The sequence below is a fragment of the Phenylobacterium sp. P4_E10 genome (assembly GCF_056401675.1).
Genome location: NZ_JBFUIW010000012.1, coordinates 105,453 through 127,029, shown reverse-complemented (window position 1 = coordinate 127,029; position 21,577 = coordinate 105,453). Strand labels below are relative to the sequence as shown.

The following is a 21,577-nucleotide window of genomic DNA, read 5'->3' as shown; positions in this document are numbered from 1 at the left end:
TTACTTCCTCTTGGCCTTCTTGTCGGCCGCGTGGCCAGGGAAGTACCGGGTCGGGGCGAACTCACCGAGCTTCATGCCGACCATGTCTTCGCTGACCAGCACGGGCACGTGCTTTTGACCGTTGTGAACGCCGAACGTCAGGCCGACGAACTGCGGCATGATGGTCGAGCGGCGCGACCAGGTCTTGATGACGTCCTTGCGGCCCGAAGACTGAGCGTTGTCAGCCTTCTTAAGGAGGTATCCGTCGACGAACGGACCTTTCCAGACAGAACGGGTCATGGGCTTAGCGAGCCTTCCGAGCGTGGCGAGAACGGATGATGTACTTATCCGTCGTCTTGTTAGAGCGGGTCTTCGAGCCCTTGGTCGGCTTGCCCCAGGGGGTGACCGGGTGGCGACCGCCCGAGGTGCGGCCTTCGCCGCCGCCGTGCGGGTGATCGACCGGGTTCATGACGACGCCGCGGACGTGGGGGCGGAAGCCCATGTGGCGCGTGCGGCCGGCCTTACCAAGGACCTGGTTCATGTGGTCCTGGTTCGACACGGCGCCGACGGTGGCCATGCAGGTGTCCTGCACCATCCGCAGCTCGCCCGAGCCCAGACGGATCTGGGCGTAGCCGGCGTCGCGGCCGACCAACTGGGCGTAGGCGCCAGCCGAGCGGGCCAGCTGGCCGCCCTTCAGGGGCTTCAGCTCGATGTTGTGGATGATGGTGCCGATCGGCATGCCGCGCAGCGGCATGGCGTTACCCGGCTTCACGTCGGCCTTCTCGGCGGCGATGACGACATCACCGGCCTTCAGGCGTTGCGGGGCCAGGATGTAGGCCAGTTCGCCGTCCTCATACTTGATGAGGGCGATGAACGCCGTGCGGTTCGGGTCGTACTCGAGACGCTGAACCGTGGCCGGCACGTCGAACTTGCGACGCTTGAAGTCGACCTTGCGGTACAGGCGCTTGGCGCCGCCGCCGCGGAAGCGGACGGCGATACGGCCACCGCCGCCCCGGCCGCCCGACTTGGTCAGGCCTTCGACGAGCGACTTGATCGGGCCGCCTTTGTGCAGCTCGGAACGGTCGACCAGCACGAGGCCGCGACGGCCGGGCGAGGTCGGTTTGAATTGCTTCAGAGCCATCGGACTAGAGCCCCGTGGTGATGTCGATGGACTGGCCTTCGGCCAGGGTCACGACAGCTTTCTTGACGTCGGAGCGACGACCCGGACGGCCGCGGAAGCGCTTGGTCTTGCCCTTGACCACCAGGGTGTTGACCTTGGTGACGTTGACTTTGAACAGCGCTTCGACAGCGGCGGCGATTTCGTCCTTGGTCGCGTCCTGGGCGACGCGGAAGACCACCTTGTTCTGCTCGGAGAGCAGCGTGGCCTTTTCCGTGATCACCGGCGACAGGATCGCGTCGTAGTGGCGGGCGACGGGGTCGGCCATTACGCGGCTTCCTTCTCAGCAAAGCGTGCGTTGATCGCTTCGACCGCGTCCTTGGTCAGGACCAGGGTGTGGCGACGCAGCACGTCGTAGACGTTCAGGCCGGCGTTCGGCAGCACGTCCACGTTCGGGATGTTGCGAGCGGCCATCGCGAAGTTCGCGTCGACTTCGGCGCCGGCGATCACCAGCGCGTTCTTCAGGCCGATCTTGTCGAAGTTCGCGCGCAGGGCCGAGGTCTTCACCTCGGTCAGGGCGACGGTGTCGACGACAACCAGCGAGCCCGACTTGACCTTCGAGGACAGCGCATGGCGCAGGGCCAGGGCGCGGAACTTCTTGGTCAGGTCGAAGGCGTGGCTGCGCACGACCGGGCCGTGAGCCTTGGCGCCGCCGACGAACTGAGCCGCACGACGCGAGCCGTGACGAGCGCCGCCGGTGCCCTTCTGCTTGTACATCTTCTTGCCCGTACGAGAGACCTCGTTGCGGACCTGGATCTTGTGGTTGCCCGAGCGGCGCTTGGCGAGCTGCCAAGTCACCATGCGCTGCAGGATGTCGCCACGGATCTCGTCGATGCCGAACACGGCGTCGGACAGTTCGATCGAACCGCCCTTGGCGCCGTCAAGTTTGATGACGTCGAGTTTCATTACTGTTCTTCGCCCCCAGCTTCGGCCGGAGCCTCTTCCACCGCAGGCGTCTCGGCGGCCGGAGCAGCAGCAGCTTGGCCAGCCTTACGGAAGCCGCCCGGGATCGGGGCTTCAGCCGGACGAGCCGACTTCACCGCGTCGCGGATCTTCACGTAGGTCCCCTCGGTGCCGGGCACGGAGCCCTTCACGAGGATCAGGCCACGCTCGGCGTCCACCTTCCAGACGGTGACGTTGAGAGTGGTGACGGTCTCTTGGCCGAGATGGCCAGCCATCTTCTTGTTCTTGAAGGTCTTGCCCGGATCCTGGCGGTTACCAGTCGAACCATGGGCCCGGTGCGAGACCGAGACGCCGTGGGTCGCGCGCATCCCGCCGAAGTTCCAGCGCTTCATGGCGCCGGCGAAACCCTTACCGACGGTGAGGCCGGTGACGTCGACCTTCTGGCCGGCGACGAAGTGGTCAGCGGTGAACTCCGCGCCGACTTCGATCAGGTTTTCTTCGGTGACGCGGAATTCCGCGACTTCGCGCTTCGGCTCGACTTCAGCCTTGGCGAAGTGGCCGCGCATGGCCTTCGAAGTGTTTTTGGCCTTCTTGGCCCCAGCGCCGAGCTGGAGAGCCACATAGCCGTCCTTGTCCTGGGTGCGTTGGCCCGTGACCTGGCAGCCGTCGAGGCTGAGCACGGTCACCGGCACGTGGACGCCAGCTTCATCGAAGAAGCGCGCCATGCCCAGTTTCTTGGCGATCACGCCGGTACGCATCGACCGATCCCCTCTTACAGCTTGATCTCGACGTCGACACCAGCCGACAGGTCGAGCTTCATCAGCGCGTCCACAGTCTGCGGGGTCGGGTCGACGATATCGAGCACGCGCTTATGCGTGCGGATTTCGAACTGCTCGCGCGACTTCTTGTCGATGTGCGGCGAACGGTTGACGGTGAATTTTTCGATTTGCGTCGGCAGGGGGATGGGCCCCCGGACGGTCGCGCCGGTGCGCTTAGCCGTATTGACGATCTCGCGTGTGGAATGGTCCAGCACGCGGTGATCGAAGGCTTTGAGCCGGATGCGGATGTTCTGACGATCCATATCGCTCTTTAGTTTCCCCTACAGACGACGAACGTCCGCGTGACATTGACCATTTCAAAGACCAACCCGAACGTCTCGAGAGACGCTCGTACGCGTAAGTCCGCAAAAACGACGTGAGCCCGCGCGAACAGTTCGCGTGGGCCCTGTCCCGAAGCCCCGACTTCCGCCGGTTTTCGGGCCGTTCTGCGAACCGCGTCTGTGCTTCAAATCACTTCGAAGCACACAGCCGGTCCAACAGGAGGCGCGTCTATACGTGGGTGACTCGTCGGCGTCAAGAGTAGGAAGCCCCTAGGGCCGCGACGCCGCGAACGAGAAATTGTGCGCCCGCCGCAGACGCCGCGGCGGCGCCCCTCCCCTAGCCGATGGTGACGGCTCCCGAGCCCACAATGGCCTTGGAGACCTCGCCCTTCACGGCCTTGACCCGGACGTCGCCGGAGCCGGCGATGCGGGCCTTTAGGCTGTCGGCCGCGCCGCCGAAGTCGACGCCGCCTGAGCCGGCCACAGAGACGGTCATGTCGCCGCCCTGGCCGCCGGCGACCTTCACATCGCCCGAGCCGGCGATCTTCACGCTGAGTGGGCCGTTCACCGAAGCGGTCCAGACATCGCCAGAACCGGCGATATTGACGTCGAGCGAGCCCGCCACGCCCTGGGTCTTCACGTCCCCGGAGCCGGCCACCCGCAGCTTGGCCGAGCCGGCCGAGCCGGCCTGGGTATCACCGGAGCCGGCCTGGTTCAGCCGCATCTCGCCGGCGACGTTGGCCACCGTCCAGTCGCCGCACCCGGCGTTGGAGAGCTCCAGGCTGGCCGACTTGCCGACCGTGCCGAACACGGCCCCGCCGGCCTCGATATTGACGTCCTTGGGGGTGCGGATCACCACCTGGGGCAGGTCCGCGTAGCGGATGGTCTTGCCCTCGACGTGGACGCTCGTGTTGGAGCCGGAGCGGTTGCAACTGCGGATCTTGTGATCCAGCCCGCCGTCTATGATGACCTTGTCCGCCTGCGAGCGAACCTCCATCGGCAACGAGGGATTGGTGGTGAGGAACTCCACCTTGATGTCGCTGCGGGCCTCGGGGATCACCGTGACGCGCGCGACGGCGTCCTTGATCTCGACCCGAGGGCTGGCCGCCTGCGCGGTCCCCGCCGCCAGCACCACGCCAAGTCCCGCGAAAATCATCGGAAGACGCATTCGTCTCCTCCGTCTTGATGAACAACCCTGAGCGGACGGTAGGACCCGGGGCCCTACAGGTCAGCTTAATTCGCGGTCATGACCCCGGCGTCATCTTACTGATCGGACAAACAAAACCGTCGTCCAGGAGATCCATGGGCCTCTCACGAAGCACCCTCCCCGCCATGGTGAGTTCGTCCCCATGCGTGTCGTTCGTGGCCAAACAGGCCCAAACAAAAAGGCCGCCGGATCGCTCCGGCGGCCTCTTCATTTTCAGTGCGTGGGCTAGATCGCTTACTCGACGATCTTGGCCACGACGCCGGCGCCGACCGTACGGCCGCCTTCGCGGATCGCGAAGCGCAGGCCTTGGTCCATGGCGATCGGGGTGATCAGCTCGACGTCCAGCTCGGCGTTGTCGCCCGGCATGATCATTTCCACGCCTTCCTTCAGACGGATGATCCCCGTCACGTCGGTGGTGCGGAAGTAGAACTGCGGACGGTAGTTGGTGAAGAACGGGGTGTGACGGCCGCCTTCTTCCTTGGTCAGGATGTAGGCCTCGGCCACGAACTTCGTGTGCGGGGTGATCGAGCCCGGCTTGCAGAGCACCTGGCCGCGTTCGACGTCTTCACGCTTGGTGCCGCGCAGCAGCACGCCGACGTTGTCGCCCGCTTGACCTTGGTCCAGCAGCTTGCGGAACATCTCGACGCCGGTGCAGGTGGTCTTCTGGACCGGACGGATGCCGACGATCTCGACTTCTTCGCCGACCTTGACGATGCCCTTTTCGATCCGGCCGGTGACCACGGTGCCGCGGCCCGAGATCGAGAACACGTCTTCCACCGGCATCAGGAACGGCAGGTCCACCGGACGCTCCGGCTGCGGGATGTAGGCGTCGACCTGGGTCATCAGCTCGAGGATCCGGTCCGCGCCGATTTCCGGGTTACGGTCTTCCACGGCCGCCAGGGCCGAGCCCTTGACGATCGGGATGTCGTCGCCCGGGAACTGGTAGGACGACAGAAGTTCGCGAACTTCCATTTCCACCAGGTCCAGCAGCTCGGCGTCGTCGACCATGTCGACCTTGTTCATGAACACCACCAGCGCCGGCACGCCGACCTGACGGGCCAGCAGGATGTGCTCGCGGGTCTGCGGCATCGGGCCGTCAGCGGCCGACACCACCAGGATCGCGCCGTCCATCTGCGCCGCGCCGGTGATCATGTTCTTCACATAGTCGGCGTGGCCAGGGCAGTCGACGTGGGCGTAGTGACGGTTCGGCGTCTCGTATTCCACGTGCGCGGTGTTGATGGTGATGCCGCGGGCCTTCTCTTCCGGCGCAGCGTCGATGTCGGCGTAGTTCATCGCCTTCGCGCCGCCGGTCTTCGCCAGCGTCAGGGTGATCGCGGCCGTCAGCGTCGTCTTGCCATGGTCGACGTGACCAATGGTGCCGATGTTGCAGTGCGGCTTATTGCGTTCGAACTTTTCCTTGGCCATCGGGGTCCTGCCGGCGTTGAAATTCTAAAAGGTTGGAGCGGGTAGCGGGAATCGAACCCGCATCCTCAGCTTGGAAGGCTGCTGCACTACCATTGTGCTATACCCGCCGCTGAAGGATGCGCGGGGTCGCGCCAGTCTCCTTAAAAGTCACGCTCCGACGCGTGGTGGGGGAAGCAGGACTCGAACCTGCGAAGGCGTACGCCAGCGGATTTACAGTCCGCCCCCTTTGCCGCTCGGGACATTCCCCCGCGCGCTCGGAGCCAGATCAGAAGCCTGGACATTAGGTCTGCGCCTGAGCGAAGAACCTGTCCGGCCCCCAATTTGGAGCGCGTCTTATAGTGTCCTCCCCTCGTGAACGCAACGCGCCCTGGAAAGGTCCGCGAAAATCGGGTTCAAAACCCTTCAACCGCAAGCCAGACAACGCTTCGGACGATTGGCTGTGGGGCTGGCACGCGGTTGCAGCCGCGCTCGACAATCGCAAAAGGGGCGCCCCGATCCGCCTTCTGGCCACCGCCGACCGGGCCAAGGAGCTCGAATCGAGATTCGGCCGACCCAAGACGCTCGAAGTCGTCGAAGGCGTCGCGATCAGCCAGATTCTTCCCCAGGGCGCCGTGCACCAGGGGATCGCCCTGCGCATCCCGCTGCTCGACTCCGTGGCGCTCGAGGACTTCGAGGCCAAGCGTGGCGGCGTGCTGCTGATGCTCGACCAGGTGACCGACCCGCAGAACGTCGGCGCCATCCTGCGTTCGGCCGCCGCCTTCGGGGCCAGCGGCGTCATCCTGCAGGACCGCCACGCGCCCAAGCTGACCGGCGCCCTGGCCAAGGCGGCGGTCGGCGCGGTCGACAAGATTCCCACCGCCCACGTGGTCAATCTGTCCCGCGCGCTGGAGACGCTGGCCGAACTGGGCTGGCGGGCGATCGGCCTCGATGGCCATACCGACACCTATCTTGATCAGGCCCTGGACGGCGGCCCGACGATCCTGGTGCTGGGATCCGAGGGCGAAGGCCTGCGCCGACTGGTCTCCGAGCACTGCGACGAATTGGCCAAGATCGCGATGCCGGGCGGCTTTGAGAGCCTCAATGTTTCGGCCGCCGCCGCCGTCGCGCTTTATGAGGCCAGCCGCCCGCGCGGGTGAGCTGGCGCCACAGTACCGATAGCTAGAGAGCGGCAGCGCTGAAAAGTGGACTGGCAATGCTGCTAAGCGGTTGCGGCGACGCAGCGGCTGTCGCATTCAGGGCATGATGATCGAAAGTCTCTTTGCGCCCGGCGCGTTCGCCGCCCTGTTCTCCGTCCTGATGATCGACCTGGTGTTGGCCGGGGACAACGCCGTGGCCGTCGGCCTTGCGGCGGCTGGCCTGCCGCCGGAGCAACGGCGCAAGGCGATCCTCTGGGGTCTGGCCGCCGCCGTGACCATGCGGATCGGCTTTGCGCTGATCACCGCCCAATTGCTCGGCGTCGTCGGCCTGCTGTTCGCCGGCGGCCTGCTGCTGCTTTGGGTCTGCTGGAAGATGTGGCGCGAACTGCGTGAGCAGGCCGCGCCCGAGGAAGCCGTTGCCGGCGCGGTGATGGACTCCGATCCCTCCACCGAGCCCAACAGCGCGATCGCCGCCCGCCAGCCGAAGACCTTCGGCGCGGCCTTCACTCAGATTCTGATCGCCGACCTGTCGATGTCGCTCGACAACGTGCTGGCTGTCGCCGGCGCGGCGCGCGAGCATCCGGCCATTCTGGTCTTCGGCCTGCTGCTCTCCATCGCCCTGATGGGCGTGGCCGCCAGCTTCATCGCCCGCCTGCTGCACCGCTACCGCTGGATCGGCTACATCGGCCTGGCCATCGTGCTCTACGTGGCCGTGCACATGATGTGGCAAGGCCATCACGACGTGGTCCGCGATCTCGGCCTCACCGCCTCCTACAATGCCGCCGTGCCCAGCTTCATGCAGATCGAGCCGCAGGCCCCCGCCCCGGCTCACTGATCAGCAACGCGCTAGCGCTTGGCGCTCATGCCCTGAGCGTCGATCGGCGACAGGCTCTTGAGCTCGGCCATTCCGTCGATGCTCTTCTTGGCCCACTCGTCGAACAGCTGGGTGAAATCGGAGCGGTTGCTGATCGTCGATCGCGGCATCGACTCCACACCCTCCACGTCGCGGCGGTCGAGCGCGCGCCCAAGCACGGCGCCGGTCAGCGAGTCCCGCGCCTCCAGCACCAAGGTCGCCTGCCCGGCGTCCACGGCGTAGACGCGGCGATAGTCCTCAGTCTTCGGCTTCGGCGCGGCGACATAGAGGTTGGCCACGCTGGCCTTGACGCGGATCACGTCCGGGCCCGGCGCCGTCACCACCTGATAGCCGGCGCCCGCATAGGCCTTGGCGAACACCTCGGGCACGCCCTTGCGCACCTCGTCGGCGATCGCCTCGGCGTCCTTGTCGCGGACCTGGCCGCGCAGCGGGTCGGCCGAGCCATCGTTCATGTCCCGCATCCAGTTCTTGGCGAACGCGACCTCGGTCGGGTCCAACATCACCTTGGTGTAGGGACGAAAGTCCGCGCCCGGCAGCAGGTAGACGGCCTGCAGCCGTTTCGACGGCGCCTTGACCAGATTGTCCCAGGTTTCGGGCGGTCCCGCCGGGGCCGCCGCGGCCGGGGTCGCCGCCAGGCTCACGCCGACCATAAGTAGAGCAAGGGTCTTGCCGATCATATCCGGGTTCCTCCGATCGGATCGGCGCAAGCATGGACCACCGCCCCGCGGCGCCTATCAGGTGTTCACCCGACCTCCACGTCGCGCGACGCCGACCCATCCACACCCGTTGCAACGCAAGGCTTTGCGGGCCTTTGGTTAATGGGTGAACCGCGTCGCTGATTTCGCTGGATTATTTCCGAGCCGAAACGGGTAAATGCAAACAATGTACCCGCAGGGCGCGAATTCGATTGCCGTCCCATACAGCCTGAGGTTAACAGCCCATCAACCAACGTTCTGCGCGTGAGGCCTCTCCCCGACCGCGCCGCTCGATTTTGGGTTGTCCGCGGTTCGTATGGAGAATTTACCAGTGCAAGCAGTAACGAAGTTCGCGACCGGAGCGGCTGTCGCCGCCGCCGTCGCCCTCACCGGCGCCGCCGCCAATGCGGCGACGCTGATCAACGGCAGCTTCGAGTCGGGTGTGAACCCGGGCTCGTTCACCACCCTCGGCCACAACAGCACCGCCATCGACGGCTGGACCGTCAAGGGTAACGGCGTCGACTATGTCGGCAGCTACTGGAAGGCCGCCGACGGCGTGCGCAGCGTCGACCTCTCGGCGCTCAACGGCGGCAGCATCCAGCAGACGATCACCACGATCATCGGCAAGACCTACAAGGTCAGCTTCTGGCTCGCCGGCAACCCCGACGCCGGCGCGGGCGACAAGCTCATGGCCAGCTCGGTCAGCGGCGACTGGGTGAACAACTTCACCTTCACCGTCACCGGCGCCAACAACCACGACAACATGGGTTGGAAGCAGTACAGCTACGAGTTCACTGCGTTCGACACCTCGTCGACCCTGGTGTTCAACTCGCAGACCCACACTCCGTACGGCCCGGCGCTCGACAACGTGTCGATCTCGGCCGTTCCGGAACCGGCGACCTGGGCGATGATGATCATCGGCTTTGGCGCGGCCGGCTCCATGGTCCGCAGCCGCCGCAAGGTGGCCGGCGCGACCCTGGCCTAAGACTTCCGCAGCCAGACGGTTTCGAGCGCCGCCGGTCCCCAGGGCCGGCGGCGTTTTCTTTGCGCGCTGGATCAGAAGGCCAGCGAGAAGTCCGTCAGGAAGGTGAAGCCTTCCGCGCCCACCGGCACCGGATAGGCCGTGTACCCGACCGGGGACTTGTCGGTGTAGAGCCCCATCATGTTGACCCGGACGTCGCGGCGCGCGAACGGGAACCAGTTGACCCCAAGCGCGACGTCGTAGGGGTCGCCGTATTCGCCGAAGATCTGGGATCCCGACAGATAGAGCTGCAGGGTCTTGGGAACCAGCATGGCGGCGGCCTGCAACTGGAAGCCGCTGTCGAACAGATCGCTGACGGGGATCACCCCCTCGACCCGAAAATCATCGAGCCACCGCGCGTAGTACTCGAACTCCAACGAGTAGCCGCGGTACTTCACGCCCGCGTTCAGGGCCATCATCTGGTAGCGGGCCCTGGTGATCCGACCCGGCGTGTCGAAGGCGTCCACCCGGAAGAGCAAGGTCCCGTCGGACAGCCGCAGTTGGGTGTTTTCGATGGAGTCCGTGCCCGGCTGCGACTGTGGCGTTTCCGTGCTGTGGGTGTAGTGGGCGCTGAACAGCGTCGCGACGTCCTGATGGTCCTCGAAGTCGCCGAACCCGGCCGCCGGCCCGAATTCGCCCGTGGTTGGCATCCAGGTCAGGGCGCCGGAATAGGTGTCGATCTTGCCATCGAGCTGGCCGGCATTGACCCCGAGCGCGCTGAGGTTGTTGGCGAGCATCACGCGATAATCCAGGCCGCGGGCGATCTTGCCTTCCGCCCACAGACCCTGGGTGTAGGACCCGCGGAAGAACTCGTCGGCGATCGGCCGGTTGTCGTTGCGCACCCAGTACGGGAAGGTCCGGTTCGTCGATCGCGTCGACGGCACCGAATGGATGCCGGCATAGACCCGCAGCGCATCGCTGAAGATGAAAGACAGGTTCCCCGCGCCGACCACCTGGGCCCCCTGCCCCTGGCTGGCGTTGGAGGTCCAGAAGTAGGCGTTGTAGTTGAAGCGCGGATCGAACAGCCAACCTCTGAACGTCAGCTGCACCTTGGCGAGCTGGAAGTCCTGCCGTGGGTCGAGCTGGAACGTGCGCCCGAACGAGTCGGTGTAGCTGTCGTCGATGCCTTCCTGGTTCAGGTAGCGCAGATAGCTGACGATCCCCAGATCGACCTCGCCGATATCGGAGCGCATCAGGATCAGGCCCTTGCCGGGCTCGAACCCTCCCCACTTCACCGGCGGCTCCGGCTCGGTCTGCGACACGGTCTGCAGCTCCGGCGCTGCGCTGGGCGCGGGGGCGGCCGGGGCGGCCGTCGTCGGCGCCGCGCTCCCATGCAGCTCGACCTCGATCGCCCGGATCCGACGATCGAAGTCCGAACGCATGCTCTGAAGTTCCCGCAGCTGCTGCTCCATGCGCAGTCGCTGGGCGTCTGCGGTCGCCACCGGCGCGGCGTCCGCCACAATGGCCTCATCCGCGCGGGCCGCCCCCCCGCCGAGCGCGGCGAGACCAAGACCCAGGCAGGCCAGCGCCGCTCCGGCCCGAATCCGCTTCGGATTGGCTGCGATCCTCATTCCAACTCCCCCAAGCGCATCGTCTGGCTCCGACCTAGGGACTATTCCCAGCGGGGCCGCCGCCTAGCGGAGCAGTAGCGCCCAGCCCATTGATGGCAGGACGTCCGTAGAGCCGCACTCCGTTGCTACCCGGGGGTCCCTCAGGTGATCACCTGAGGCGTATCCCCAAAATTTCAGGCCTCGGCGGCCTTTCCGGGGGGCGGAGGTCGGGGTTCCGCCCCGAGGGCCCAGTCCGCCTCGATGCTTGCCAGGCGCGCGCTCAAGCCCCCTTCTGTTCCTCCGCCCAACCGAGGAACGAACACCGTGGCTGATCCGCATGAGTTCCATACGCCCAAGTCCAGCTACACCAAGGACGACCTGATCCTCTCTGGCCGCGGCGGATACTTCGGTCCTGGCAATGCGCAACTGCCGGCCCCGCCCATGCTGATGATGGACCGGATCACCGGCCTCAGCCTCGACGGCGGCGAATTCGGCAAGGGCCTAGTCGTCGCCGAGCTGGATATCGCCCCCGACCTCTGGTTCTTCGACTGCCACTTCCCTGGCGACCCGGTCATGCCCGGCTGCCTGGGGCTCGACGCCATGTGGCAGGTGCTCGGCTATTGGCTGGGCTGGTCGGGCTCGCCGGGCAAGGGCCGAGCCCTCGGGGTCGGCGAGGTCCGGTTCCGCGGCGACATCACGCCGAGGACGAAGTTGGTCCGCTACGAGGTCAGCATCCGTCAGGCCCGCCGCGGCCAGCTCGCCCTGGGCGTCGCCAGCGGCAAGCTGTTCGCCGACGATGAGTGCGTCTACTGGGCGACCGACCTGCGGGTCGGCATGATCCGGCCCACGCCCTGACGGCGCGGGCCGCACCCGCTTCTACTTCGGCTGCGGAACCAGGCGCAGATAGGGCTTCAGGGTTTCCCAACCGGCCGGATAGAGCCCGGCGGCTTCCTCGTTGGAGACGGCCGGGACGATGATCACCTTGTCGCCGTCCTTCCAGTTCACCGGCGTGGCGACCCGGTGCTTGGCGGTCAGCTGCATCGAGTCCAGCACCCGCAGGATCTCGTCGAAGTTGCGCCCGGTGGTCATCGGATAGGCGAGCATCAGCTTGATGCGCTTGTCGGGCCCGATGATGAACACCGTCCGCACGGTCGCATTGTCCGCCGCCGTGCGCCCTTCGGAGCCGCCTTCGATCTCTTCCGGCAACATGTTGTAGAGCTTGGCCACCGCCAGATCGGTGTCGCCGATCATCGGGTAGTTGGGCGCCGTGCCTTGCGTCTCGGCGATGTCCTGGGCCCACTTGGCGTGGTTGTCGACCGGATCGATGCTGAGGCCGATGACCTTGGTGTTCCGCTTGTCGAACTCAGGCTTCAGCTTGGCCATGTAGCCCAGCTCGGTCGTGCAGACCGGGGTGAAGTCCTTGGGGTGCGAGAACAGGATCGCCCAGCCGTCGCCGATCCACTCGTGGAAATCGATCGGACCCTCGGTGGTCTGCGCCTTGAAGTTCGGGGCTTCGGAATTGATGCGGAGAGACATCGGCGTTCCTTTCGATAAGCGTTTTCAAAATACCAAAGTTCTCTGCGCCCGTCAGTCGCAGGCGAGGTCGCAACGATCAAGCCTAGGAACTCCGTGCGCGCTCCCGCAGCGACATCAGTTCGGCCAGGCGCGGGTCGCTCTTCCAGATCGCCGCGAACCGGGCGTGGCTTCGCACCGGCGCCGGGAACGGATTGCGCCCGTAGGGCAGCGAGGCGGTCCAGTTCAGAGACCGGGCGTTCACCGCCCGCTCCAAGGCCGCGAGCGCTGGGTCCACCGCCCCGCACCAGGCGTATTCGAGCGAGGCCAGGAAGATCAGGTCGCTGCCTCGACGCCCGCCGCGGGTCGCATTGAGCTCGACGAGATCGCGCATCGAAGCGTCGATCAGCGCCAGCAACCCTTGCGGCCGCCCGCGCAGCGCCTCAGCCGCGGCGCCGATCCGCTGCAGCAGCCGCCCGGTCTCGCCATCGGCGCCCGCCCCCAGGAGCGCGCGCGCCTGAACCAGCAGCTCGTCGAGGCCCGCCGCGCTCCCTTCGGTGAGATAGGTCATGTAGAGCTCGCGCAGGTCGAACAGGTTGGCGCGTCCCTTGGCCAACATCGCTTCGTAGCCCGCCAAGGCTGCCTTGCGCTCACCCGCCGCATACTGCAGCCGCGGCAGCAGATAGCCCCGGCGCGAAGCGTTCTCCGGATCGAGCAACACCAGTTCGCGCGCCTGCGCGATCCCTTCCGCCGATCGGTTCAACGTCCCCAGCAGAGTGCCATAGGCCCATCGCGCCTCGACCAGGCCGGGATCGGCCATGATCGCCCGGCGCAACAGCGCCTCGGCCTCGCCCCACCGCCATTCGCGCCGATACTGGTCGCCGAGCGCCGCCAGGGCGGCCGGATCGTTCGGATCGGCGAGCAAGGCCCGCCGCACAAATCCCATCGAATATTCCGTCAGGTCCATTTCCGAGGGTCGGCCCGCCATCAACTGCTCGGACCATCCGTTTCGCGCCAGGGACCACAACACCAGCAGCGCCCTCACCTCGCCCGGATCGATGACAAGGGCGGCGTTGGCTTGCGCATAGGCCTCATCGGCCGCAGCGCCCGTATCTCGCGCGCCGAGCTGCAGCGTCCGCGCCTCGAGGAAGGCGGCCTCGGCGCGCAGCACATGCTGGAAGGCCAGTGGATTGGAGGCCCGGCGCGGCGGCAGCGCCGCGCCCGCGGCCGCCGGTGCGATGAGGCGCACCAGACGTTCGGTCACCAGCGACGAAAGCTGCGCGCCCAGCGTGGCGAGGTCGGCGCTCGCCGCCGTCGTCTCCGACCAGATCACCGTCTGATCGCGCCCGTCGACCAGCTCGACACGGCCCGCATACCCCCTTCCCCGTCCCTGCGCGCTTCCCATCACCAGCAGGTCGGCGCCCAGCCGCCCGGCCAGCGCGGCGACGGACATACCCTGGCCTGCGAGGCTGAAGGACGAGGCCTCCGACACCGCGCGAAGTCCGGAAATGCGCGAGAGGCTTTGGCGGACCTCACGGGCCACGGCCGGGCCGATCCATCCCGGCGCACCGGCGACATCGAAGGGCATCACCGCAACCGTCGGCGGCGCGGACGCCAGTCGGCGCTTCGCGGCCAACCACAGCCCGCCTCCCGCCAGCATCGCGGCGAGCCCCCCCGCTCCGATCAACAGGCCGCGCCGGTCGACCGTCTTGGCCGGCGCCGCCTCGGCCCGCGCCGAGACGTCGAGGCGATAGCCGACCCTGTTCACGGTCACGATCTCGAAGCTGCCCGCCCCGATCCCGGCCGCCAATGCACGGAGGATCGAGATCACCCGATTGAGCGATCCCTTGCTGACCACCCGGCCGTCCCAGCAGCTGTCCTGCAGGTCCTCGCGTGAAATCACCACGCCCTCGGCGCGCGACAGGGCGGCCAGCACCTGCATCACCCGCGGCTCGATCACCTCGACGCGCCCGTCGTCGTGGCTCAAGCGGCGCAAGGACGGCGAGACGTCCACGCGGCCGAGTTTGAAATCACCAAGATCGGAAAGCACAATCCGCGAGCGCGCGGCATGCGCAGAACCGCCCGTCATCGCCGGAGCGACCACGACAGCCATGGAAACGACCTGCCTCTCGCCGCAGTGACGATCGGCGACGGCCGGCGACGCCCCCCGCGTCACCTCGCCATCCCCTCCCCCCGCGGAGGGCGCCAAGGAAGCAGCGTTCGCTCAACCCGGCAACGGAGATGGAAGGCCGCGAACCGAAAGTCGGGTCTAAGCCGCGACCTCCGCCGCCGGGATGCTCGGCCCAAGCCCCGGCGCCGTTGCTCCAAGGTCCAGGACGCGGCCCGCCCGTCCAGCCGCCAGAAAGTACGCCAGCGCCGACAGACCCGGCAGGACCGCGGTCATCATCCAATAGGCCGACGGCCCCAGCACCTCGAAGAACTGCCCCAACCAGCCCAACAGAAAATAGCTGCCGGCCGTGCAGAGGCTGCCTGCCGCCAGGATTGTGGCGGCCACCGCGCGCGGCGCATTTCGGGTGATGAGCGCCAGCTGTGGCGGATCGATCCAGGCGTAGGCGGCGTCGGCGATCGCGTAGAACAGAAGCCACAGGATCAGCGGTGCGATCGGCAGCCTGGCGACGAAGCCCAGGTAGACAAAGGCTAGCGATATCATCGTAAAGCCGATGGCGGCCTTGTTCAGGTCGTTCGGCTCGCGCCCACGCGCCGCCAGCGCCTTCCAGACAGCCGCCCCGAGATACACCCCGGCGATGGTCATGACGCCGTCGGCGGTGATCAACCAGGTCACAGGCAGACGAAAGCCGGCGACCTGAAGGTCAACGGCCTTCTCGCCCCAGACCAGCATCAGACCGTAGCTTTGGAAGGCGGCCGCATAGCAAAGGAGGCCTGGAATTTGCAGGCCGGCGATCACGGTCACTCGGCGCCACTCTTCGCGGCTTAGGGGCGGAGGCTTCTCGCCTCGGACCAGTGTGTCGGGCGGCATGTGCCGGCGCCCGGCCACATAGGTGACCAGGCCGATCATCATCCCGACGGCCGCGGCGCCGAATCCCCAGTGCCAGCCCACCTTTTCGCCGAGCGTGCCGGCGATCAGCGGCGCCAGCAACGCGCCGACATTTAGGGCGATCAGGTAGAGGCCGAAGGCGCGGGTGCGCCGGTCGTCTTCACGTCCGTAGAGCAGGCCGAGTTGGGCGCTCATATTGCCCTTCACCAGGCCGGCCCCAAGGATGATCAGCGCCAGGGCCGCCAGGAACCATCGCTCGGAGGCCATCGCCAGATGCCCTGCCGACATCAGCACGCAGCCCAGCGTGATCACCGGCGTCCGGCCGACCACGCGGTCGCCCAGCCAGGCCCCGAGCAGCGGCGTGAGATAGACGCATCCGGAATAGAGCCCGAAGACTTGGCTCGCGAACGCCAGGTCGCTGAGCGAGCCATCCGGCGAGACCAGCCGACGTAGCGCCGTCAGGCCGACGACGCCGTCGGCCACCGCCGGCGCCAGCAGATGCTGCGTCAGGTACAGCATCAACAGCGCCTGCATGCCGTAGAAGGAGAAGCGCTCCCAGGCCTCGAGCCCGACAATGAAGCCAAGCCCGCGTGGATGACCGAAGAACGCGGAGTCCTCCAGCCTTTCTCGGTAGCGCTTCTCCTTCCCGGCGACCTCCCCCAAGGCCGCCGTTCCGTCTTCCAGCATCGGCATGCGCCTACTGCCGGATGGCGGTGAACGCGCTGCTTGCGCCGCTCTCCTTGTCGTCCACCTGCAGCTTCAGTGTCTTGCCGTCTTCCGCCACGGCGTAGGTCTGCACCAGCACGACCTTGCCCTTCAGCAGGCTGATTTCCTCAATGACGCTGGGTGATGGACGGCGCACCGACACCACGGCCCCGCCGACATCCCCGACCAGTGGAACCGCCGGACCGCCGACCTTCGCCTGATAGCTGAGGCCCGTAGCGGAGCTGAATCGCACGCTGTCGCCCTCGACGGCCAGGGTCATCAGTACCGCATTGTCCGACGCGTCTTCGTACTTGGCGATGCGCCAGGAGCCGGAGATCGGGTGCGCCCCGGCCGGGCCGGACGACAGCCGCTGGCGGGTGGTGCTCGTGATCGCTCCCCCGGCCGTGTAGCTATCGACATAGGTCGCGCTCATCTCCTTGCCGTCAGCCGACAGGTGGAGCATGCCGTTCATGACGACCCGGTCGTCCTTCATGGTGACCAGCATCACCGTCTGCGGGTCGATGACGCTGATCGCTCGGCGATCGGCATAGGCGTTGTCCTTGAGGGGATGGAACCGACCGTCGGCCGGAATGCTGTAGGCTGGAATGCAGCTGTTGCAGGTGAAGACCCCGTCCTTGAGCTCCAGCACGCTCGGCCGCTCGGGGGTCTTGGCCGACGCCATATCCAGCTTCCAGGTGCCGTCGAACGGGCTCGCCGCCATCGCCGGACCAGCCGCGAACAGCAGGCCGATAGTCACCGCCATCGTCTTCATGATTTGCATCCAGTTCTCGCGCCGCGCCCCCCGCGCAGCGTACGAACCCAAGCTTGGCCATGACGCGTCCCGCGCCAACCGATTGCCGGTGATCTTTCGCTTATGAACTGATGATTTCAGTCACGCACTCAACAGAAGGGCGGGCGCGCGCCGCAGCCCCTGTCGCCCGGCGAGCCTTTGCCCCTGGATGTGACGGCCGCCTGCGCGGGGCTGTCGTCGGGAAGCGCCGACAACGGTGGAGCTCAATGTCTCAACTGGCGCTCGACCAGGTCGAGAGCACCACCTCCCGTTCGACTTCGTCGGCGTTCTGCAGGGTCAGGGTCCAGTTTCCCTTGGAGATCGGCCGGTCGACGAAGAGCGACCGGAAGATCTGGCTGGCCTCGGGTTTGCCGGCCAGGTTGGCGCCGACGACAGCGCCCTTGTCGTCGGCCAGGGTCGCCGAGACCTTGCTCGCGGCGACGAAGGTCAGGCCGAGGTTCCGCGCCTCCTTGACCGGAATGGCGACTGTCGTGGTCTGGCCAGGCGCCAGCTTCACGATCTTCGAGAAGTCCGGCGCGACCGACGCGGCGTCGGCAGGCCCGCTGTCGGCGGCGTCGGCCCCCTGGGCGAGCGCGTTGAGCGCGGGCGACAGGGCCGACAGCTTGGCGGCCGATTTCTGCTTGCCGGGTCCGATGGCGACGCGCGGCTTCACGAACGATGAGAAGCCCTCCGTGCCGGTCATGCTGGTGTGCAGGACGCTCTGCTGCTCAGTGTCCGTGATGGTCCAGGTCGCAGACGGAACGGTGACCACCCCGTCGTTGGCGTTGTACATGTAGCAGATGGCCGGCAACGGGTTCCCGGCGAGGACGGAGAACTCCACGCCCTTGCGTTCGGTGTGGGTGGCGTTGAATTCCGCGACCACGCTCGGCCGCAGTTCGCGCAGCGCGTCCATCGATCGGCCGGCGGCCTCCAGCGGGGCGCTGATCAGGTCCGCGCAGCGGCTGCCCATGTTGGGGGTGCCGAGCATGACCAGATGGGCGACCTGCGGCTTGCCGTCAGGATAGGTCGGCATGGTCGCGTGGATGTAGCGCCGGCTGATCAGCCCCCCCATCGAGTGGGCGACGATGTCGACGTGCCAGGCGTTGCGGTCCTTCTGAGCGTGTTTGACGTAGAGCCCCAGCTCGATGGCGTTCTGGCTGATAGTGTTGGTTTGCCCGAGATTGCCCATCTCCTCGCCGGTGTTCATCCGGCCATGCTGGGCCTCCTGCCCGACTGGGAACGCCTTCCAGTCATAGGAATGGGTGGTTGTCAGGATGTTCTGCCAGCTTTCCCACGCCGTCCAGTTCGACCATAGGCCGTGCACGAGCACGATCGGCTTGGGCGCGATCTTCAGGTTGAGGGTCTTGTCGTCGACCTTCTTGCCCGCATCCTCGACCTCGGTCTTGATGCGCTGGATCAACCGCGGGCGGCCGTCGTCGTACCAGGCGTAGCCCGAGGAATCCCATTTGAACGTGACTTCGCGCTGTTCGCCGGCCGGCACCTTGACGGCGAGTTCCTCCAACAGCCCGTCGGGGCGAGACCCGTCCCACTTGTCGCCCTTGTAGGTGTCGCGGAACTTGACCGTGGCCGACTTCTCGTCGGGACCGTCATTGGCGACGACCGCGGTGATCCGGACGATGTTGCCGTCGATCGTGCCCTTCTGTTCGTTGATTTCCTGCCAGGCCTCCCAGGTCGGAAAGCGCATGTCCTCGAACTTGACGTCGACCAGGCGTAGGTCACCGCCGCAGCGGCGCAGATTCCAACGAAGCGTTTCGGTCACCCCATAGGACGAGACCGAGTGGCTGCCGGACAGCCGATTGGGATCGGAGGGCAGGACTCGGTCTTCGCCGCTGGTGGAGAACGTGAACCCGTCGATGGTGGTTGGCGTGTCGGCGATGCTGTGGTTCACGCCCTGCTTGGGGGTGCACTGGCCGGCGAAGCTCGACGAATTTGATCCGGAAACGGTCCCCTTCACCTCCGGAAGCCGGACGCCGACGCTATAGGTCCCGTCCGAATCCATCGTGATGTCGACGTTCGTCTCCAGCCCGCTCGCGTTCGCCCGGGTCTCGCTCTTGGTGACGAAGCTGCCAGACATGGTGCGCGGCGTGGTCGTATGGGGGCAAATCTGCTGGTCCTGGGCGTTGGTCGTCTCGGTCGAGACGGAGTTCAGGGTGATGTTCGCCCGGCCGACGCTGAGATCTGGCTCGGGCGCCGCGCGCACCGCGACCTGCGCCGCATACTCATAGGTCATTGACCAGTTCGTCGTGTCCGTGCCCTTGCGGGACACGCGCTCCACGGTCTTGGAACTGTTGTTGGCCTGGGATCGAGAATACTGCACCGATCCCGTCCAGCCGCGCGTGCATTGGGCGGCGGCGGCCGAGGTCGAGAAGGCCGTGCTCGACAGTATCAAGCTGATCGCGAGCGCCGGCAAAGTACGTGAAACGACGGCGCAGATCACCGGACACGATTTCATTGACTGGGCCCTCGGCTCGCAAAAGTTGAGCCGCGTTAGCCTCGAAACACAGGCGCGTCGCGGAGCCGAACGACCAAACTCGCCCGACATGCGCTTGATCGCCGAGATGCAGGAAATGGGCGTCCAAGGCCCGGTCGAGCGAGGCGGTCCAGGACGGCCTGGCATCTCAGACTGGGGCGGCCACGCGCCCCGCGAGGTCTTCGCCGCGCGGGTCAGCAGCCAAGCTCCTCATCGACGGGTGGGAGCACCCACGAACCGCGGGGGCGACGCCCGAGCATTCGCCTTCATCTCCTTGTCGCACCGTTGAGCGCTTTCGACGGACAGGCATGGTCAGGCTGGCCGTTCGCGTCGAACAGAATGCATGCGTTCGTGCATTCAAATTCGCCGCCTCGGCGGCGGCGGCAAGGGGGCCGTCCAATATGCGCAAGATGATGCTGGGGGCCGCGATGGCCTTGCTGCTGGCAGGAACCGCTCAGGCTGCGCCGCCGCGCGAGGTGGTCGGCCAGGTCGCCGACGAGATCTCGAAACGCTATTTCGACAAGGACCGCGGCGCCAAGCTCGCCGCCGAACTCAAGGCCGAGGCGGCGCGCGGCGACTATGATCGCTACGCCGTGCCAGAAGATCTGGCGAACGCGCTCACCGTCCGACTCAAGCCGCACGACGCCCACTTCCAGGTTAGCTGGTCGGCGTCGCCGCCGCCTGCTGCGCCCCACACCCCGGCGCCGGCGAGCTCGGAGCGCCGCCAGAACTACGGCTTCCGCGCAGCCGAGCTACGGCCGGGCGCAGTGGCGGTCGTGCGAATGAGTTATTTCGCGCATTTCGAGGGCCTCGACGGCCCGGCGAAGGAGATGGCCGACGCCGCCATGGCGATGACGGCGGGCGCCGACGCTGTGATCTTCGATCTGCGCGACAACATCGGCGGCTCGCCCGCCATGGTCGCCTATCTGGTCAGCCATTTCGTGCCGGAAGGCGCCAACGTCTACAACACCTTCAAGACCCGCGGGGCCGACGAGCTCGAAGGTCCGCCGGCCCCGCCGAAAACCGGCCGCCGGCTCGACCAGCCGCTCTACGTCCTGGTCAACGGCCGCAGCGCCTCGGCGGCGGAGAGCTTCAGCTACATCCTGCAGGCGGCCAAGCGTGCGGTCATAGTCGGCGAGGCCAGCATCGGCGGCGCGAACCCCGGTGAAGAGTTCCCGGTCGGCGACGGGTTCGCCGCCTTCATCTCCGACGGCAGCCCGGTGAACCCGATCACCGGCACGAACTGGGAGGGGGCCGGCGTGATCCCGGACGTGAAGGTCTCGTCCGGCGACGCCCTGGTGAAGGCCGAGCAGCTAGCCCTGGCCAAGGTGCTGGAGAGCCAGCGCGAACCGGCGCTCGCGACCGAAGGCCGTTGGGCGCTCGAAGCCCTGCAGCCGCCCGTTCAGGTCCAGGCGTTGGCCGACTACGCCGGCGCCTACGGCTCGCGCAAGGTGGTCATGCAGGACGGCCGCCTGCAGGTCGTCCAGAGCCGCCGTTCGCCGCTGTCACTGAAACCCATCGGACCCGACACCTTCGTCGTCGAGGGCGCGGCGATCCCCAGCAAGGTGACCTTCGACCGCGACGCCGCGAGCAAGATCACCGGCATGGTCCTAAGCCTCAGCACCGGCCAGTCGGCGCGGTTCGCCCGGGCCGACTAGACCGCGCCGGCGATCCGCTCCATCACCTGGGCGATCTGGGCGTCGTTGCGGCGGTAGAAGGTCCACTGCTTGATCTTCGTCGCGGTGACCAGACCGGCCTGCACCAGGATGCGCATGTGCTCGCTTAGGGTCGGCTGAGTGACCTGAAGCTTCTCGGCCAGGAACACCGCGCAGACCCCGTCCGCGACCAGGTCGCCGTCCACCTGCGGCGGGAAATGCGCCACCGGGTCCTTCAGCCAGTCGAGGATCTGGAGCCGGCGCTCGTTGGCGAGAGCGCGCAGCAGATGGGCGATGTCCATGTTGGGACTTTGCCAATTGACTAAGTTGTGTCAAGCCGGA

Annotated in this window: 22 protein-coding genes and 2 tRNA genes; 6 read left to right on the top strand and 18 right to left on the bottom strand. The window is 66.6% G+C overall.

All coding sequences use genetic code 11. The features are described from left to right. From rpsS to AC1DQJ_RS15065, 10 genes are all read right to left on the bottom strand, one after another. Entirely contained in the window at positions 1 to 279 is a 279-nt protein-coding gene (rpsS, locus tag AC1DQJ_RS15110) for a 30S ribosomal protein S19 (RefSeq protein ID WP_477604703.1), read from the bottom strand. A gap of 4 nt (positions 280 to 283) precedes the next feature. Further along, the gene (rplB, locus tag AC1DQJ_RS15105) at positions 284 to 1,120 is read right to left on the bottom strand and encodes a 50S ribosomal protein L2 (protein ID WP_477604701.1); all 837 of its coding nucleotides are present in this window, start codon (positions 1,118 to 1,120) and stop codon (positions 284 to 286) included. 4 nt (positions 1,121 to 1,124) lie between these two features. Beyond that, positions 1,125 to 1,424, bottom strand: coding sequence for a 50S ribosomal protein L23 (locus AC1DQJ_RS15100; protein ID WP_477604699.1), 300 nt, complete (start codon positions 1,422 to 1,424; stop codon positions 1,125 to 1,127). Then, positions 1,424 to 2,062 (bottom strand): 50S ribosomal protein L4, encoded by a 639-nt coding sequence (gene rplD / locus AC1DQJ_RS15095; RefSeq protein WP_477604697.1) that lies wholly within the window; start codon positions 2,060 to 2,062, stop codon positions 1,424 to 1,426. The genes AC1DQJ_RS15100 and rplD overlap by 1 nt, the downstream gene beginning before the upstream one ends. Continuing rightward, entirely contained in the window at positions 2,062 to 2,817 is a 756-nt protein-coding gene (rplC, locus tag AC1DQJ_RS15090; RefSeq protein WP_477604695.1) for a 50S ribosomal protein L3, read from the bottom strand. Before rplC ends, rplD begins: the two co-directional genes overlap by 1 nt. A 14-nt stretch (positions 2,818 to 2,831) precedes the next feature. After that, on the bottom strand, positions 2,832 to 3,140 hold the full coding sequence (gene rpsJ, locus AC1DQJ_RS15085; protein WP_110449816.1) for a 30S ribosomal protein S10: 309 nt from the start codon (positions 3,138 to 3,140) through the stop codon (positions 2,832 to 2,834). 355 nt (positions 3,141 to 3,495) lie between these two features. Beyond that, positions 3,496 to 4,326 (bottom strand): GIN domain-containing protein, encoded by an 831-nt coding sequence (locus AC1DQJ_RS15080; protein ID WP_477604693.1) that lies wholly within the window; start codon positions 4,324 to 4,326, stop codon positions 3,496 to 3,498. A 273-nt stretch (positions 4,327 to 4,599) separates the two neighbouring features. Next, positions 4,600 to 5,790 (bottom strand): elongation factor Tu, encoded by a 1,191-nt coding sequence (tuf, locus tag AC1DQJ_RS15075; RefSeq protein ID WP_477604691.1) that lies wholly within the window; start codon positions 5,788 to 5,790, stop codon positions 4,600 to 4,602. A gap of 33 nt (positions 5,791 to 5,823) precedes the next feature. Then, positions 5,824 to 5,897 (bottom strand) — tRNA-Gly (locus AC1DQJ_RS15070). A 55-nt stretch (positions 5,898 to 5,952) separates the two neighbouring features. After that, positions 5,953 to 6,038 (bottom strand) — tRNA-Tyr (locus AC1DQJ_RS15065). Positions 6,039 to 6,128: 90 nt separating this feature from the next. Between AC1DQJ_RS15065 and rlmB the strand changes: the two genes are divergently transcribed. Together rlmB and AC1DQJ_RS15055 are read left to right on the top strand one after the other, a co-directional pair. Continuing rightward, positions 6,129 to 6,926, top strand: a complete 798-nt coding sequence (gene rlmB, locus AC1DQJ_RS15060) for a 23S rRNA (guanosine(2251)-2'-O)-methyltransferase RlmB (RefSeq protein ID WP_477604689.1) — start codon at positions 6,129 to 6,131, stop codon at positions 6,924 to 6,926. Between the two features lie 106 nt (positions 6,927 to 7,032). After that, positions 7,033 to 7,761: a TerC family protein gene (locus AC1DQJ_RS15055; RefSeq protein ID WP_477604687.1), complete on the top strand. Its 729-nt coding sequence runs from the start codon at positions 7,033 to 7,035 to the stop codon at positions 7,759 to 7,761. A gap of 11 nt (positions 7,762 to 7,772) precedes the next feature. Here the strand turns inward: AC1DQJ_RS15055 and AC1DQJ_RS15050 are convergent, their stop codons facing one another. Further along, a complete protein-coding gene (locus AC1DQJ_RS15050) occupies positions 7,773 to 8,477 on the bottom strand; it encodes a DUF3313 family protein (protein ID WP_477604685.1) in 705 nt (234 codons plus the stop codon). A gap of 349 nt (positions 8,478 to 8,826) precedes the next feature. Between AC1DQJ_RS15050 and AC1DQJ_RS15045 the strand changes: the two genes are divergently transcribed. Further along, positions 8,827 to 9,480 carry a choice-of-anchor C family protein gene (locus AC1DQJ_RS15045; protein ID WP_477604683.1) on the top strand — a complete coding sequence of 218 codons (654 nt, stop codon included), beginning with the start codon at positions 8,827 to 8,829 and terminating at the stop codon, positions 9,478 to 9,480. A 71-nt stretch (positions 9,481 to 9,551) separates the two neighbouring features. On the opposite strand, the gene AC1DQJ_RS15040 is transcribed toward AC1DQJ_RS15045, so the two are convergent. Further along, the gene (locus AC1DQJ_RS15040) at positions 9,552 to 11,087 is read right to left on the bottom strand and encodes a hypothetical protein (protein WP_477604681.1); all 1,536 of its coding nucleotides are present in this window, start codon (positions 11,085 to 11,087) and stop codon (positions 9,552 to 9,554) included. A 303-nt stretch (positions 11,088 to 11,390) separates the two neighbouring features. Here AC1DQJ_RS15040 and fabA point away from each other — a divergent pair, with 303 nt between their 5' ends. Then, positions 11,391 to 11,921, top strand: a complete 531-nt coding sequence (gene fabA, locus AC1DQJ_RS15035) for a bifunctional 3-hydroxydecanoyl-ACP dehydratase/trans-2-decenoyl-ACP isomerase (RefSeq protein WP_477604679.1) — start codon at positions 11,391 to 11,393, stop codon at positions 11,919 to 11,921. A gap of 21 nt (positions 11,922 to 11,942) precedes the next feature. On the opposite strand, the gene AC1DQJ_RS15030 is transcribed toward fabA, so the two are convergent. The 5 genes from AC1DQJ_RS15030 to AC1DQJ_RS15010 form a co-directional block, all read right to left on the bottom strand. Beyond that, on the bottom strand, positions 11,943 to 12,602 hold the full coding sequence (locus tag AC1DQJ_RS15030; RefSeq protein ID WP_477604677.1) for a peroxiredoxin: 660 nt from the start codon (positions 12,600 to 12,602) through the stop codon (positions 11,943 to 11,945). Between the two features lie 82 nt (positions 12,603 to 12,684). Then, positions 12,685 to 14,682, bottom strand: a complete 1,998-nt coding sequence (locus AC1DQJ_RS15025; RefSeq protein ID WP_477604675.1) for a winged helix-turn-helix domain-containing protein — start codon at positions 14,680 to 14,682, stop codon at positions 12,685 to 12,687. 165 nt (positions 14,683 to 14,847) lie between these two features. After that, complete coding sequence (locus AC1DQJ_RS15020; RefSeq protein WP_477604674.1) at positions 14,848 to 16,287, bottom strand: peptide MFS transporter; 1,440 nt, start codon at positions 16,285 to 16,287, stop codon at positions 14,848 to 14,850. Positions 16,288 to 16,291: 4 nt separating this feature from the next. Then, positions 16,292 to 17,071 (bottom strand): hypothetical protein, encoded by a 780-nt coding sequence (locus AC1DQJ_RS15015; RefSeq protein WP_477604672.1) that lies wholly within the window; start codon positions 17,069 to 17,071, stop codon positions 16,292 to 16,294. A 250-nt stretch (positions 17,072 to 17,321) separates the two neighbouring features. After that, a complete protein-coding gene (locus AC1DQJ_RS15010) occupies positions 17,322 to 19,340 on the bottom strand; it encodes an esterase/lipase family protein (protein ID WP_477604670.1) in 2,019 nt (672 codons plus the stop codon). Positions 19,341 to 19,389: 49 nt separating this feature from the next. Here AC1DQJ_RS15010 and AC1DQJ_RS15005 point away from each other — a divergent pair, with 49 nt between their 5' ends. Together AC1DQJ_RS15005 and AC1DQJ_RS15000 are read left to right on the top strand one after the other, a co-directional pair. Then, complete coding sequence (locus AC1DQJ_RS15005; RefSeq protein WP_477604668.1) at positions 19,390 to 19,869, top strand: hypothetical protein; 480 nt, start codon at positions 19,390 to 19,392, stop codon at positions 19,867 to 19,869. 112 nt (positions 19,870 to 19,981) lie between these two features. Then, positions 19,982 to 21,238, top strand: coding sequence for a S41 family peptidase (locus AC1DQJ_RS15000; protein ID WP_477604666.1), 1,257 nt, complete (start codon positions 19,982 to 19,984; stop codon positions 21,236 to 21,238). Here AC1DQJ_RS15000 and AC1DQJ_RS14995 read toward each other — a convergent pair. Continuing rightward, complete coding sequence (locus AC1DQJ_RS14995; protein ID WP_477604664.1) at positions 21,235 to 21,537, bottom strand: ArsR/SmtB family transcription factor; 303 nt, start codon at positions 21,535 to 21,537, stop codon at positions 21,235 to 21,237. The genes AC1DQJ_RS15000 and AC1DQJ_RS14995 overlap by 4 nt on opposite strands. Between the last annotated feature and the right edge of the window lie 40 nt (positions 21,538 to 21,577).

Coding starts and splice junctions, on each gene's coding strand:
- AC1DQJ_RS15080 (WP_477604693.1), bottom strand. CDS start 4,326: ATGCGTCTTCCGATGATTTTCGCGGGACTTGGCGTGGTGCTGGCGGCG.
- AC1DQJ_RS15055 (WP_477604687.1), top strand. CDS start 7,033: ATGATCGAAAGTCTCTTTGCGCCCGGCGCGTTCGCCGCCCTGTTCTCC.
- AC1DQJ_RS15040 (WP_477604681.1), bottom strand. CDS start 11,087: ATGAGGATCGCAGCCAATCCGAAGCGGATTCGGGCCGGAGCGGCGCTG.
- AC1DQJ_RS15030 (WP_477604677.1), bottom strand. CDS start 12,602: ATGTCTCTCCGCATCAATTCCGAAGCCCCGAACTTCAAGGCGCAGACC.
- rpsS (WP_477604703.1), bottom strand. CDS start 279: ATGACCCGTTCTGTCTGGAAAGGTCCGTTCGTCGACGGATACCTCCTT.
- rpsJ (WP_110449816.1), bottom strand. CDS start 3,140: ATGGATCGTCAGAACATCCGCATCCGGCTCAAAGCCTTCGATCACCGC.
- rplD (WP_477604697.1), bottom strand. CDS start 2,062: ATGAAACTCGACGTCATCAAACTTGACGGCGCCAAGGGCGGTTCGATC.
- AC1DQJ_RS15050 (WP_477604685.1), bottom strand. CDS start 8,477: ATGATCGGCAAGACCCTTGCTCTACTTATGGTCGGCGTGAGCCTGGCG.
- AC1DQJ_RS15010 (WP_477604670.1), bottom strand. CDS start 19,340: ATGACCTATGAGTATGCGGCGCAGGTCGCGGTGCGCGCGGCGCCCGAG.
- AC1DQJ_RS15100 (WP_477604699.1), bottom strand. CDS start 1,424: ATGGCCGACCCCGTCGCCCGCCACTACGACGCGATCCTGTCGCCGGTG.
- AC1DQJ_RS15020 (WP_477604674.1), bottom strand. CDS start 16,287: ATGCCGATGCTGGAAGACGGAACGGCGGCCTTGGGGGAGGTCGCCGGG.
- rplB (WP_477604701.1), bottom strand. CDS start 1,120: ATGGCTCTGAAGCAATTCAAACCGACCTCGCCCGGCCGTCGCGGCCTC.
- AC1DQJ_RS15000 (WP_477604666.1), top strand. CDS start 19,982: ATGCGCAAGATGATGCTGGGGGCCGCGATGGCCTTGCTGCTGGCAGGA.
- tuf (WP_477604691.1), bottom strand. CDS start 5,790: ATGGCCAAGGAAAAGTTCGAACGCAATAAGCCGCACTGCAACATCGGC.
- rplC (WP_477604695.1), bottom strand. CDS start 2,817: ATGCGTACCGGCGTGATCGCCAAGAAACTGGGCATGGCGCGCTTCTTC.
- AC1DQJ_RS14995 (WP_477604664.1), bottom strand. CDS start 21,537: ATGGACATCGCCCATCTGCTGCGCGCTCTCGCCAACGAGCGCCGGCTC.
- AC1DQJ_RS15015 (WP_477604672.1), bottom strand. CDS start 17,071: ATGAAGACGATGGCGGTGACTATCGGCCTGCTGTTCGCGGCTGGTCCG.